This window comes from Allobosea massiliensis (assembly GCF_042655245.1).
GTDB classification, from domain to species: Bacteria; Pseudomonadota; Alphaproteobacteria; order Rhizobiales; family Beijerinckiaceae; genus Allobosea; species Allobosea massiliensis.
This window is the reverse complement of the sequence record NZ_JBHSLU010000037.1, coordinates 28428-42248: the sequence shown is the minus strand read 5'-3', so window position 1 is coordinate 42248 and position 13821 is coordinate 28428. Positions and strand designations below refer to the sequence as shown.

12 protein-coding genes are annotated in these 13821 nt (G+C 60.0%); 5 read left to right on the top strand and 7 right to left on the bottom strand.

Going from position 1 to position 13821, the window contains the following annotated elements; genetic code table 11:
• Positions 1-108: 108 nt before the first annotated feature.
• The 3 genes from ACFPN9_RS13230 to ACFPN9_RS13220 form a co-directional block, all read right to left on the bottom strand.
• Positions 109-879, bottom strand: coding sequence for an HNH endonuclease family protein (locus tag ACFPN9_RS13230; protein WP_377817181.1), 771 nt, complete (start codon positions 877-879; stop codon positions 109-111).
• Positions 880-946: 67 nt separating this feature from the next.
• Positions 947-2566, bottom strand: a complete 1620-nt coding sequence (locus tag ACFPN9_RS13225; protein ID WP_377817180.1) for a single-stranded-DNA-specific exonuclease RecJ — start codon at positions 2564-2566, stop codon at positions 947-949.
• 58 nt (positions 2567-2624) lie between these two features.
• Positions 2625-3557 carry a hypothetical protein gene (locus ACFPN9_RS13220; protein WP_068203647.1) on the bottom strand — a complete coding sequence of 311 codons (933 nt, stop codon included), beginning with the start codon at positions 3555-3557 and terminating at the stop codon, positions 2625-2627.
• A gap of 1193 nt (positions 3558-4750) precedes the next feature.
• On the opposite strand from ACFPN9_RS13220, the gene ACFPN9_RS13215 reads away from it, so the two are divergent.
• A complete protein-coding gene (locus ACFPN9_RS13215) occupies positions 4751-4978 on the top strand; it encodes a hypothetical protein (protein WP_156449885.1) in 228 nt (75 codons plus the stop codon).
• Positions 4979-5262: 284 nt separating this feature from the next.
• On the opposite strand, the gene ACFPN9_RS13210 is transcribed toward ACFPN9_RS13215, so the two are convergent.
• Both ACFPN9_RS13210 and ACFPN9_RS13205 read right to left on the bottom strand, forming a co-directional pair.
• Positions 5263-6120 (bottom strand): hypothetical protein, encoded by an 858-nt coding sequence (locus tag ACFPN9_RS13210; protein ID WP_377817179.1) that lies wholly within the window; start codon positions 6118-6120, stop codon positions 5263-5265.
• A gap of 3 nt (positions 6121-6123) precedes the next feature.
• Positions 6124-7467: a hypothetical protein gene (locus tag ACFPN9_RS13205; protein ID WP_068078612.1), complete on the bottom strand. Its 1344-nt coding sequence runs from the start codon at positions 7465-7467 to the stop codon at positions 6124-6126.
• A gap of 230 nt (positions 7468-7697) precedes the next feature.
• On the opposite strand from ACFPN9_RS13205, the gene ACFPN9_RS13200 reads away from it, so the two are divergent.
• From ACFPN9_RS13200 to ACFPN9_RS13185, 4 genes are all read left to right on the top strand, one after another.
• Positions 7698-8498: a hypothetical protein gene (locus ACFPN9_RS13200; protein WP_068203653.1), complete on the top strand. Its 801-nt coding sequence runs from the start codon at positions 7698-7700 to the stop codon at positions 8496-8498.
• A gap of 30 nt (positions 8499-8528) precedes the next feature.
• On the top strand, positions 8529-10718 hold the full coding sequence (locus ACFPN9_RS13195; protein WP_377817178.1) for an AAA domain-containing protein: 2190 nt from the start codon (positions 8529-8531) through the stop codon (positions 10716-10718).
• A 125-nt stretch (positions 10719-10843) separates the two neighbouring features.
• Positions 10844-11359, top strand: coding sequence for a peptidoglycan L,D-endopeptidase MepK (locus ACFPN9_RS13190; protein WP_068203657.1), 516 nt, complete (start codon positions 10844-10846; stop codon positions 11357-11359).
• Positions 11360-11556: 197 nt separating this feature from the next.
• Complete coding sequence (locus ACFPN9_RS13185) at positions 11557-12426, top strand: hypothetical protein (RefSeq protein WP_377817177.1); 870 nt, start codon at positions 11557-11559, stop codon at positions 12424-12426.
• 5 nt (positions 12427-12431) lie between these two features.
• On the opposite strand, the gene ACFPN9_RS13180 is transcribed toward ACFPN9_RS13185, so the two are convergent.
• Positions 12432-12929, bottom strand: a complete 498-nt coding sequence (locus ACFPN9_RS13180; protein ID WP_377817176.1) for a hypothetical protein — start codon at positions 12927-12929, stop codon at positions 12432-12434.
• Between the two features lie 21 nt (positions 12930-12950).
• Positions 12951-13811, bottom strand: coding sequence for a hypothetical protein (locus tag ACFPN9_RS13175; RefSeq protein WP_377817175.1), 861 nt, complete (start codon positions 13809-13811; stop codon positions 12951-12953).
• Between the last annotated feature and the right edge of the window lie 10 nt (positions 13812-13821).

Below are 13821 nucleotides of genomic sequence, written 5' to 3'. Positions count from 1 at the left end.
ACCATCGCCTCCGCGACGGCCTTCCTCTACGCAGCCGCCGCCATGGTTCTTATCCGCCGCATCGCGCGAGCGTCATGAGTTCCGGGACGGACTCTGAGGGAATGCGACCTATCGAGCTGTGGCCCGTTTTGGCAGACCCTCGGGAACCGGGATGAACGGGTTCAGCTTGTAGGGTCGCTGATACCGATTGATCAGAATATTTCTCGCCATCTCCCACGGCGTTGCTGGGTTGTCCGCCGACACCTTCATGAGAGTGCCGAGTGGGTACCCAACATCCACCTTATAGGCCTGCGCCGCATACAAAAGCGCGCGTGCGATGAAGCCGTTCAGAGCCGCCGGCGGGACAAACGTGTGATCTCCCAGGACCATATCGCACGTGTCCCAGGGACGGCGCCCGCCTTCGACCTTCCCGATTGATGATCCCATGACGCGCTCAGCCACAGGAGATGGCGCCAGAAGCACGAGATGAGGGTCCGATACGGCAACCCTCATCGCAGTTTGGAGCTCGAGACGCTTGTTGCGCTCCACCATCCCGAGAGCGCTCGTAACCGCCATTTCCTTGTGAGCGTCTGGGTTCGGAAGCGCAGACCTCCTCAACCTGTCGTAATCGACAATTCGGAGGATCCCGAGCTTCGCGTGCCGCTCGCTGCCGGACTTCTTGATGGGCTCACATTGCTCTGCATTTACGGCGCCGCCGTCATCCGCAAAATAGCATCCACAAACGTCGTCGCGTGTCAGATCCGTGATCGGCCGGCCGTACTCGGGCGCGCTCCCTTGCGGCAGAGCGAAAAGCCGGTGGTGAGCCAGAGACTCGTAGATGGGAACCAACGACGCCGCGAGCTTTGCGCCCTCTGGGTCAATGAGGGCATCCTGTGCCATCTGGGAATTCGTCTGCGCTGCTGTCGCGATCTGTAGAAGCGCAACCGTCGCCGCTAGGCGAACGGCACTAGAGAACGACAACATCACGTATCCTCATCTCAGCACTAAGCGATCCGCCAAATTCGGAAATGACAGGCTCGCCAATGACGATTGCCTTCCGCCCTCGGCTCTCAAGAAGCTTCATCAGCCCATTGTGACTGGCGCGAAACGCAACGCCCTTGAAGCCAGCGTTCACGCGAATGGTGTCCTTATTTTTCCCGATGACTGCCACCTCGTAGAGCGTGCACGGGATACCGATCACCGGCTGCGGCCATCCTTGTCCGTACGGGGCTAGGCCCGAGAACGCGCCAATTTCATCGACGTTCAACGCCGCCACGTCGATGACCATATCAACATGGCTCGTCGCGCCGTGATCAGCCCGCAAAACATCCTCCTCGAGGAACAGGCGGAAGCTCTCCCACTGCTCGGGAGCACACTGGAACCCGCAGGCTGCAGCATGACCGCCGCCGCCCAGGAGGATGCCGGCCTGAACCGCCGCAATAACGGCCCGGCCGAGATCGAAGCCCGGGACGCTCCGGCCCGAACCATGGATGACATCGCCGATCCGAGTTGCGGCCAGCGCCGGCACCTGCAACGCGTCGACCATTCCGCTCGCAACCAGCCCAACCAGCCCTTTTTCCCAGTCATCACCGACGAAAGCGGCGATCGGACGGTTGCGGTCGACGGCGCCCATGGCCTCGTCGAACATGGCACTCTGGAGCTGCCTTCTGCCATCGTTGAGTTCTACAAGGCGCGCGGCGAAAACCTCCGCATCACCAGGCGCATCGGACATGAGCAAGCCGATCGCAATTTCGGGGGAAGAGAAGCGACCAGCACTGTTGATCGCGGGGCCAACGCCAAACGAGATCGTCGAGGTTCCAATTTTCTCATCCGCGCCCTTGAAAAGAGCCCCCAACAGCGCACGCAAACTTGGAACAGGATCAGATCGGAGTTCATCCAGGCCCGCGGTGACGATCGCGCGATTGAAGCCGGGCCCGATGTCCATCATGTCCGAGATGGTCCCGACCATCGCGTACTGGAGAAGGTGCTGCCGAACCGAGGATCGAACGGCGACCTCAAGAGAGGCCTCCAACCGATCGAACACTGCCGACGCAATCGCGTAGGACTGTCCAGCCGCACAAAGCTTCGCCAGCATCGGATCGGCGGAGAAATGACCATTTATGAGAACGGTCGGGCAGGACGCCTCCGCCCTGCCTCCCTTCGGCAAATGATGATCGATCACCAAGCTCCGCAAACCAGACTGCGAGGCCAGTTCGATTTCGCGCACCCGATCAGTTCCGGAGTCGACACAGATCAACAGGCTGGCGCCGGCGTCAGACGCCTGCTGGACGGCCTTTAATGACAATCCGTACCCGTCGGCGCGTGATGGGATGAGAACGTCCACGGAGGCTCCCAGCGCCCTCAGGACGCGCAGCCAAATCGAAGCAGACGTCATCCCGTCGACATCATAGTCGCCGAACACGAAAATGCGTTCCCCGGCCGAGATCGCGTTGGTCACGAGCTCGACAGCCTCACAGAACCCACTCTGCCAACTTGCGATGAAAAGGGCGTCATCGAGGCTCAGATCCAACGCGAGCTTGCTCTTCCCCCGATCCAGCAAAAACTGATCGAACAGCGCGACCTTCACGGGCGGCTGATCAAGGCCTCCCCAGCGTGCGCCTCTCAAAGACGTTCGCGCCATCGGACTATCGCTCCGCGAAGGCGACGCGGAACTTCGACAGGTTGGCCTTCGCCACCTGAATTCGCGCGAGGAGATTGATCACCGCCTGGTTTCGCTTCCGGGCAACGTCGTCATCCACACTTTCGCGGTCGATCAAGCTTCGGTCCTGCGACCACGCATTCCGAAAGGCGAGCTGAACCTGAAGCGTCTCACCGAGATTTCGGAACTGCGGACGAGCCAATGCCTCGTACCTCGACAGATCGATCAGCACGGTGCCTTCGACGCCAGGCTGCAATGAGGTGCGCAGCACTCCCTCGACCCTGGACGAGCCCAGCATCTGGTTTCCGGTGGGATCAAACAGATCGAAGTCAATTGCGACCCGGTCGAGGGCCACATCGAGCGGGTTGTGCATGAAGAACTTGAGATATGGCCGGCCGCCCTCCCACCAATAGGCAGGCTTGATGGCCTTGAAGCGTCCTAGAAGTACCCGCCGCCGCGAAGCCTCTTCGACTTCGTTCTTGGATCGAATGCGTGTTCTGGCCTGCCAGTTTCGGGCCCACTGCTCCTGTCGAGAAAGGAGCGCGCCGTCCTGAGACACGTAAACGTCGACAATCGAGGGTGGCGACATTCCATCGACCCGATGCGCATTGCGCTGAACGGCCGAGACGTACTCTGCACTACCCTCCGCAGGCAAAACGCCCCGATCCGTCGAGAGCTTGAGTTCAACATCGGGATCGAAATCGTCCCTTGGCGGCGCATACTCGATCGGGGTCACGGCTCGAAGCAAGGCAAGCGGAAATCCCTGCTGCTGCGTCTTGTTCTTGTGCAGGGACGAAACGACGTTCTCGTATGAGCTCCGGACCGACGCCTCGTCGCCGGCGACGATCGTCGCATCGCCGCACCCACCCAGAAATCCAGAAAGAACTGCCGCCGCGGAAAGCGAAAGAATGCGGTGCATGAAATGACCTATAAAAATGATCGGCGCGAACGCGCTGCGTCAAAAAATGTGATAAGATCTATGTAGCGTCATAAGCGCAAAAATTCCAATTAAATCGTGTTTAACCCCCGCAATGTGGCCCCTATGCGTGCGCTCTCCATTCTCATGTGTCTGGCCCTGACGGCCTGTCAGACCACCGACATCAAGCAGGCCTACGTCGACCCCACCGCGAACCTCGGGGCCGCCGATGCTACCCGGGCACCGGGCCAAACTCCTATGGGCATCCAGCAGGAGGCATTTTCCTCGCCGGCTTCCTCCGGCGATCTCAATTCCACGAGTTGGGTCGAGCTGCGTATGGCAGAAGCCCCTCCCCGCGCAGCTGCTCGACCGGTGGTGGCGGTCACGTCTCGCTCGCCCCAGCGACCTTTGGCCCTCCTGGGCGCGCCGGGGGAGCTGATGAACCCTTCAGAATTCCCGACGCGATTCCTCGCAAAGCAATGAGCGCGCATCCCTTTTCCGACCAGGATGTCCGCCTGATTCCAAAGCCGTTATGGGGATGCTCGCTTGCTTCCATATGCGCTGCGTCGTCCTGGAATCGCGTGCGAGACGAAGCGCTAGCCGAGGCCAATGGCAATTGCCGATATCTGTGCCTGCCAGGAACTCACGGAGGCACGATCGAGGCCCATGAGCGCTGGCGCTATGACCTCAATGGGACCGTCATTCTTGAGGCGGTTTGGCCACTCTGCAGAAATTGCCACGAACTCTTTCATCCCGGGCGGATCCTGGCCCATCAAGGACAAGCCGGTCTTGACCGGCTCACTCGCCGATATGCCGCCGCGGCCGGCATCGATCGCCGTGACGCGCACAGGCGCTACGCAACCGCATTCCGCACTCACGCCGTTGCGAGCAAGATCCCCCGATGGACGATCGACACAAACTGCGTTTCAGGCCATTTCCCGCTGCGGGCAAAAAGAGCCAAAGCGGAATTGATCGCGCTCCATCGCTGGACGCCGAACCCTTTCGCGGCTTCAACGCTCGCTAGCCCAAGCGCCTAAATCCGAATATACGCATTATTATATCGAATTTCCGGAGCGAATAATTCAATGAGGTTTATTCCGATTTTTGCAGTGGCAATGCTCGCCTCGAGCGCCGGCCACGCCAACGACACCACGCAGCAACCGCGACGCATTGCGACGCCGACGGAGGTCTGCAACATGATCACCGTCGCTTACAAGCAAGCGCTGGAGGGGACGCCGCAGATCCCGGCGACGAAGAACCAGATCCATGACGACCTGGTTTCCGTGTCAGCGACAATATCTCGTCACGAGACGTTGGGGCGACTTCTGACGATCGCCTGGGCGCAGCAGTGCGATCTCGGCGACATTCTCACGGCAGAGCGCACGCGCATCTCCCGCATCTACCCCCAGCTCCAGGCTCAGTGAACATGAAGACGCTCGCAATCTTGGCCACCGTAGTCGCCCTTGCAGCAGTAACTGGTGGATGCGGAGCCATCAGTGATGCCCCGGAAGCTGGATCGGAACGCCTGGTTCCCATATCCAACAACGCCTACCTTGTTCGCCAGGGGCCAATGCTCGATCGATACTGGATTGATGGACCACCGACCGTGACGGCCCCGCCGGCGCGCAGCCCCGGCGCCACAAGGCAACGCCTATACAAATGAAAAAAGGCCCGCCAGGATCAAACCGGCGGGCCTTTTCCTTGCGGCCTACGCTCGCTTTCGTTTCACAAGATCCGCTCGAAGCAGCGATTGCTCGTCGGTCAACCGCTGCTCGACCACGCGGACTGGCAGTCCGGACCAGTCGATAGGGGTGCGGGCCACCAGACGGCTCGTATTCCTCTCGCCTCCGATCGGGAAGCGCGCAGAGATGGCCCCCGTCGGAATGGCTTGCGCACGAAGCGACGGCCTCCGAGAGATCACGGGGAGCTCGAACAGCTTGGCCTCTGCCTTCTCGCGCTCGTCTGAAGACAGCGGCGGGATCAAGAGCTGCGCGGCAGGCGCAGCCGCCACCACAGGCGCGGCTGCCGCGGCCTCGAGCTTTTCGATGAAGACCTTCGTTGGGCTCGCAGCGGGTTGGCCACCGACGCGGACATCGAGCGTGCTGGCGTAGAAGCTCGCATCCCGATCATCGACGATGTCGCCGGCGTAGTCCTTCTCGAAGCGCAACCCCGCCGCCATGGCGGCGTCCCCGGCATCGAGGCACTCCTGCAGCTTGAGCAGGACCTTCCCCGCAAATTCCGGATGCATCGGCCGCTGCTGCGGGGAGCGATAGCCCGGCAGGTCCGGCAGCGTCGGAACAGGCGTGCTGCCGGGTCTGGTCTTGAGCACCAGATCGCCCGAGAGGGCTGCAACGCCCTTCAGATAGATGCCGAATGCGTCCGTCAGGGCCCCGACATGGACAAAGGGTCCGAGCACGTAGTCGAACGGTTCCGGGTCGAGCAGCGGCGTCAGACGAAACCGTCCAAACACCCGGCCGGCCTTGGCGAAGGCGAGCGCCTCGGCGCAGGCGACCTCGTCTTTGATCCAGGCGACGCTGTCGTCGCCGGCGATGTTGAGGATATGCATCACTTACCTCCGAACCACCGACAGGGCTGTCGACTGGGCGAAATCCTTGGCGCTGTTGGTCTGGTTTTCCATCTGCTCGCCCATGCCGGTCATGCCGTTGGATTCCACGAGTTCCGACGCGATCGAGAAGATCGCCTTTGACAGATTGGTCACCACCAGCGCGCAGCCGACGATGTAGAAATACGCCATCCAGTCGAAGCTGCCGACCTTTTGCGCGCTCCAGAAGGAGGGCGAGAACACGTCCGAATTCCCCGGAAAGGCCTGGGCGTAGCCGGCGACGATGACATAGGCCGCCACCACGACGACGACGCCGGAGACGGCAAAGGCCGTGGCTGCAAACAAGACTTGCCGAAGTGCCTTCATCGCGATCTGGCGGGTGCCATCGAAGATCCAAAGAAAAACGAAGATTGGCACAAGTGAACCCACGACCATCATGCGTACAAGTGCATCCACGTAGCGAAATCCAAAAGTCACGGTGAGCATGAAGTATATCATCGCGAGGATGACACCGCCGATCATGTAGGTGATGCGACTGATCAGTCCCATGCCCTCGCTGCTGGGCAGCTGGGTCGCAGTCCAGATCCCGCCGGTCACTCCCGTGACGCCAATTTTGTGAAACGTCAGAAGGATGCTCCCGGCCTTTTCCTGATGAGCCTTTTCGAGCTCGGTCAGGTTATCCGAATTCGTTGCAGTGCTCGAAGTGGCGCTCTGGCAAATTGGAAGCGCTGTGAGCGCACCGTCTTTGCCCAGTGTGCAAGATGCCTGGGCGAGCCTCATGCCGATCTCACTCCCGAGCGCGAGCGGCCCTGAAATGAACAGGTCGGAGACCGGCGAGAACGAACCGTTGTCCTTGACGCCTGCCATGGTCGACGAAAAAAGGAATATGGGGAAGATGACCCCGCAACGCAGAAGGAACGTGTAAACCCCGATCCATTCCGCCGAGATATTCTCGCGGAACGGAGAAGCGATGATCTTTAAGACCTTGAAACACAGGACGATCATCAGAATGATAAGCGCGAGGCCGACGATTTCCGTCGTTTTGTCGACAAGCGACTCGTACATCTTCACGAGGATGTCGTGGAGGCCATCGTAGAGCGATTTGTAGGTTTTGCAGGACCAGCAGTATTCCGGTGTGGCCGCCTTCTGGGCGAACTCCATCATCGATTTGCCGACCTCACCAATGTTTTTGAATTGGGAATCGACAGCTCCGTCAATGAGCTTATTGACCATGCCGAATTTCTCGGCCGCCCACTTGATCGCCTCCGACGAGCCGGATTGCAGCGTCTCAAAAAAACTGGACGCGCTTTCATTCAGCGACGGCGTTTGCGTCTCTGGCGAATTGGCCATCTAGCACCTTCACAATAACGGGCATTCGAAATATAAAAATCGCAGTGGCCGCTTCAAACCAACTACGGGCAAAAATGTTTTCTCGTTCAATTTCCATAGCATTTACGCTCGGGATCGCTTTCGTTCAACCGAATTTTTCCCTTGCACAGACAAGTCCGCTTGTTGACGACGGCGGCCCCGGACAAACACCGCTATCGCGAATTATCAAGAGCGGCTGCTCCGTCCGACACATGCACAATGCGCTCAGCGCCACAGCACTCGGCGGCTTGGCCACATGGCTCGAGCGACAGCAGAGATCGAAGGAAGGCGCGCGTGTCCGCGCGATCGAGGGCGCCGCCAACCAGCGCTTCGGCGAAATCGAAGATGCGCTTGCGACCTACACGGTCAACTATGTCGCGAATATCGGCAAAGGGACAGAGTGGGATCCCGACAGTCTCACGGCGACCGCGTTGCAGATGCTGGGGGGCGAAGCAGCCGTCACGAGAGTCGTCGCAGCTTCGAGAGACGTGCGCCTTGCCGCCTTCAAGGCACCCTCCGTCGCGTTTTATCGGCAACTGCAGGTCGATCCGACGAGTTGGGCGGAGGACAACGCCAACCCGGGCCTGGTCGAGATCAAGGGCAATAGCCAACTGTTTCCAGTGCGCGCATCAATGCGCATCCCTCTGACCTTTTACAGGTTCATGATCGAGGGGACGGCCTACGGAAATGCGCTCGCGCAGCCTCGCCCAGGGATGCCAATTTTCGTTGCTCCATTGGCAAATCAGGCCTACCGCGAAACTCTGATGCAAGCGACAGCGGACTTGGTGACAAATTCACGGCTCCCGCTGAAAGAAACGTTTTCAACGCTCCTCACGGAGGAGTTCAGCGACTCAAAATCCCCGTCCGATAATGCGGAGCGCGCGATGGCTTACGTCTCCGCTATTCCGAATATCTGCCTCTCTGCATTTTTGGCCGCAGCTCCGGGATATCTGGGCCAGGATGTGATAGAGAAGCGCTACATCCCCAATCTCAGAGACGCCGGCAAATGGTGACATTGCCGGCCCAAGGCCGGCACTCGGAAAATGACCGAAAACACCATCTCAGCTGCTATCGCGAAATTTCGCGCGCTAATTTCTGTCCAGAATAATCGCAGCACGCTGTATAACCTGCCTAAGGGCGGCAGCCGAACGCTCTTTATCGATGCCGACGCGACGGCGGTCCATGTAGCCCTCGCTAGCGGCGACGAATTTGAGATTGGCAGGGGAATTCTGGCCCCTGCCAAAGATGACGTTTCCCAGTTCGAGCTGATAGCCTCGCTCGATGACCAGATTATTCTCGAGCATGGACTGTCATCTCTCTACTGCGCGCTCGGCTTCGTCGAATGGGCAGAGTCCGCTGAGGTCAAGCCCAGGACTGCCCCGCTGCTGCTCGTGCCTCTGAAGGCAGAGCGCAACCCAGCCGGTACCTATATGGTTCGGCAAGCTGGCAGACCGATGTTGAATGAGCCCCTCTTGCAGCGGCTTGGACTCCAGAAATCCTCGATCCCTGCCGATGACCCTTTGTCCTACAGGCCAAAGAAGTCGCATACCCGCGTCAAGGGCTTCTCGAACCATGCCGCCATCGGGCTGTTCAGCACCGTGAGGACAATGCTCGCCGAACGGCTCGACGTCGCTTTCGATGGCACGTTCGCCTCACACCCTCTCGTCAGCAACCTGCTTCACCCCGCCCACAAGGAAGATCCTGGCAGGGCCGACATCGAGAATTTCTCCGGATCGATCGAAACGCACCTGCCTTGCGACACTCACCAGTATCAGGCGGTCGCGTTGGCATCGGCCGGACGGAGTATCATCGTCCATGGACCGCCTGGCACCGGCAAAACGCAGACGATCACCAACATCATCGCGCACGTCACCGAGGCCGGTAAGCGCGTCTTGCTGCTTTCTGAAGCCGCTATAGCGCTGGCCCCCATTATCGAGCGCCTCGGATCCAGGGTCGCCGCCGGCGACATGCTGGATCTCTCGGTCGACGACTCAACGAGCCTTCGTGGAAACCACGGCCGTATGGCGGACCTTCGCGACGATCTGAACGCCATCCCTGAGCCGAGGCGGCCCATCATCACAATCACAACGGCTGTCGGCTATCTCGCAGCGATACCGCCTCACTGGTCGTTCGACATTGTCATTATCGACGAGGCGTCCAAGATGCGGATGTCGTATGCCCTTCCAGCAATTGCCGCGGCGAAACAGGTGGTCATCGTCGGGGACCATCAACAATGCGGACCGTCGATCATCATTCAATTCTCACAAGATGGATCGGTCGCGATGGATGGCGACATGAGCATCCTGGAGGCTGCGCGCGTCGCGAAACTCGACGCGGTTCATCTCACCCGCCATTATCGCTCGAAACACCCCAGTCTCATCGATTTCTCGAATGAACGCTTCTACATGCGGCGCCTCATAGCCGCGCCTTCGCTCCATCCACGGGGCGAATACGGCTGCATCCTCCACGAGGTGCGGGGAACCTTCGAAGGTTGGACCAACCTTGCGGAAGCGGATGCGCTCACAAAGCGCGTGCTTCACCAGCTCGCTTCCGATGAGACATCAACCATCGCCGTCATAGCTGCGACTTACCAGCAGTGCGTCGTCATTGCCAAAAGGATCAGAGCTGCCGATCCCATCGGGTACAAACGAATTTCGGTGATGCACGCCAGCGCATGCCAGGGCGTGGAATATGACGTCGTCTACCTATCGCTTACGCACGGCCCTGACAGCCGCGGATTTCAAAGACGAAACTTCGGCATCCTCAGCGACATCGACGGCCACAAGGTTCTAAACGTCTGCCTCACACGCGCTAGGAAACGCACAGAGGTCTTTTCCAGCGTCGAAACCAGCGGGTTAGATCCATTTGCCCGAACGCCTATTGGGGCGCTAGCCGACTTTCTCCTTAGCTATTCAGGCCACAGGGAATTAGAAGCCGCGGCCGTCATCCCAACCCCCCTCTTTCGAGTCCTCAAGCTGAATGGGTACGGGGTTCGAGACAATGACCACAACGTCCTGGTGACCTCAGACGGTCAGAATTTGGCGGCCATTCAGATTATTGGTCTTGCAGACGCCCTCGACGAAAAGTCAGAGCGCGCTCAGCTGGAAAATTCAGGATGGAGGGTGACATCCATCCCTGCTGAAATCCTCGATAAGGACCGCTTCGTGCTCGATCCGGCGGTAGCCAATATGCTAAAAGACCTCGATAATTTCAAAGGCCGCGGAATTTTATGAGCATTTTCGATCGGTCCCCGCCCACGCGGCGCGGCATTCTCACGGGCGCTTTGGGTCTGGCTGGACTTGCCATACCAACATGCGCGCAATCGACAACCACGCCTGCGGAGGTAGCCCTCTCGCGCATGAACGGTGGGCTCACCACCAAAGACCTTATCCAGATCGACCAGGCTGCGAAGCCGACGACCGCCGGCCTCCCCGACACGCGTGGGCTGTGGCTTGAGAATCCTCACACAGGCGAGACTGCGACGGTCCTGTTCTGGGTATCAGGCCTGTACGACAATCACGGCTACACCCAGGTTTGCCGGATCATGCGCGATTGGAGGCAAAACGCCGTTGCCTACATGGATCCCAAGCTGCTGCATTTGCTCTGGGCTATCCAACGCGGCAGCGGCTTCACGAGGCCGCTGGTGATCAATTCGGCCTACCGCACCATCGCGACCAACAACCTCCTCCGCGCCGAGGGCGCGGCGATCAATTCGCTGCACCTGAAGCGTCAAGCTTGCGATCTCAAGCTCGACGGAATCGCTCCTGGTAAGGTTTCGGAATACGTCCACTCAATGCTGGTCGGAGGCGTCGGGTTCTACCCCACCTTCACGCACGTTGATACGGGAGTCATTCGCACGTGGAGGAAGCGTTAAACGCCGTTGGCAGGCTTTCTAATCTGCGGTTTCAGATAGCTTCATTAAAAACGACCTAGAATTATTTTATAGGTAATCCCAAAGAGGAAAACATGGGAATTCATTACACCGACGTTCTGAGCGCGGCGCAGTTCCACCTCGCCAGTCAGCGCAGCCTCGCGCTCAAGATCGAGATCGCCAATCGCCACCGCGAAGAGATGTCCGTTCTCGTCGAGCGTCATGCGCGCGAGAAGGAGGCCAATGCCGCTGACATCGAGAATGCGCGGACCAACTACGTAGCCCTGGTGACCAAGATCGCCGAAGACGCGTCCGCAACCAAGAAGGCGATCGAAGAGACCGTTGCCCGCCAGGCTGCGCTGATGATCGAGGCCCAGGTCAGCATTCCGAACCTGATGATCGACGAGGAGACGTCGGCGGACGAAGGCTCGGCTCAGCCCGAAACCGAAGGCGGCGTTCCGAGCTCGCCGACCGGCAAGAAGCGCGGCCGCAAGTCCAATGCCGAGAAGGCCGCTGAAGCCGCCGCCGCAGCCGCTGCTGCGCTGGCCGCGGGGACTGCCCTGCCTGAATCGGCGCCGGCCAACGAGACCTCCGCATCCGCAGCCAACGAAACCGCAGGCGACGAGCGGGATCTCGATGAGAGCGCGAACGACGCCGGCGACGAGACCGAGAAGGTCGAGCCCGACATGTCCACAGGCGACCTCGTCGAGCGTTCCGCTGATGAACGCGCTGAGAGCGGCGAGACCGCCGATTCCGACACCGGCGCAGGCGACCTCCCTCTCGAGGCAACACCGGTCAGCGCAGAGGTCGTGGAGAGCCTTGTGGCAGGCTCTGAAGCCGGAGACGACACGTCCGAGGTGGCCGCCCCCGACACGACGCTGGCGACCACGAGCGAAGCGATCGTCGAGACCACCCAGGACAGCGAGTTCGCTGCCCCCTCCGCAGCTTCGGAAGCTTCAGAACAGCCGGAGGAAGAGCTGGACGGCTTTGCCGCTCTGGACGCTCTTTCGAGCGCTGCCCCAAGCGCCGCCGAGGAAGAGTTCGAGGTTCCGAGCTTCCTTCGAGCCTGAACGGGTCAGGTGCGGCGCCACAGGCGCCGCACTGCCACGCGAAACTGGATCCTGATCCAGAGCCCAAGAACACCGACCAGGGTGCTAGGTGGATTTTCCACCAGCGCCAGATCCGCCACGACCGCTGACCGATCAGCGTTCGGGGCTTTTGCGAACGCCAAAGCGTGCCGGGCCAGATGATGATCGCCGGCAGGACGCCCGCTCAACGATGAGACTCGCGTCCTCAGGGCCGTGACACCCCTCGTAATCGCCATGAGGTCCTCAAGCGAGGACGCGCTCTGCAGCGAGGTCAGAAAGGCGGGGAAATGATCGTAGAGATCTTTCCGCTCCGATTCCGACAAGCTCTGAAGGACGACGGAAATCTCGTCAGCTCCCTCGTTCATCGCACGCTCGATCGATCCTACGATCTCACTCAGACGCTCAGCCCGAAGCCGCTCGTGACGCTCACGCGTACGAGCAGCCTTGTTCTCGATATCGCTGAAAGTGCGAATATTTTCTGCCATGCAAGGGTCCAAAGAAGGCAGCTACGCTGCCTTCGCTCCCTTTTTCTCGACCTGCGAAACCCCATGGGTTTCAGCCGAGGGCTCGGCACCCGGTGGAATGAGCCCTGCGCCACGGAACGCCTTCAGAGTGCTCTCATTCCACTCATCGAAGGCAGCCTCCGACCCAGAAGCCGCAAACATGTCCAGATCGAAAACCTTCTCGTAGTCCTCGATCTCCATGCCAGAGAGGCGCTCGAAGCTGATGTTCTTGGCCTCGATGTTGCCCCAGATTTCGACATTTGCCTTGCCGAGATGGACGACCGTCGTCTTGGGCTCATGAACGCTTGGCGTCACCAGCTTGAGGAACGTCCGATCCTCCTTCAGTCGCGCGAACGAGCCGTGATAGTCATTGAGAACCACGAAGCGCTCGGCGATCGGCAGCGCATCTTCGTTCCCCGCAGCCAGCTTGAGCATCTCGACGGCATCGGCGATCGACTGAGCCTGGGCAGTCACCGGAATGACCAAAACCACCCGGCGATCCTTGAGCAAACGGCCGGCCTTGCGCGCACGCGCCCACTGAAAAACGAGGGGGAGGATGTTGGCGCCGAGATCGACAACGCACGATCCATCACGAAGGTGCTTGCCCAGCCGGTCCCAATAGCGAACGGCCTCGTGGTTGTTCTCGAGCACTTCCGACATGTTGGCGCCGGTGCCCAGCTCGTCGACGTTGCCCTTGCCCAGAAAGCGGCCGAGTTTCGACTCAGCGCCGACCTCCGCACTGTCCGCAGACAACGCGGAAATCGGCTGGCCGGCGAGTGAATACCCGTAGTGGATCATCTGAGAAATGAGGGTCTTGCCCTGGCCACCAGTACGGTTGCCAACGAGAATCGCCGGAGCGGTCATGAGCCTGTTC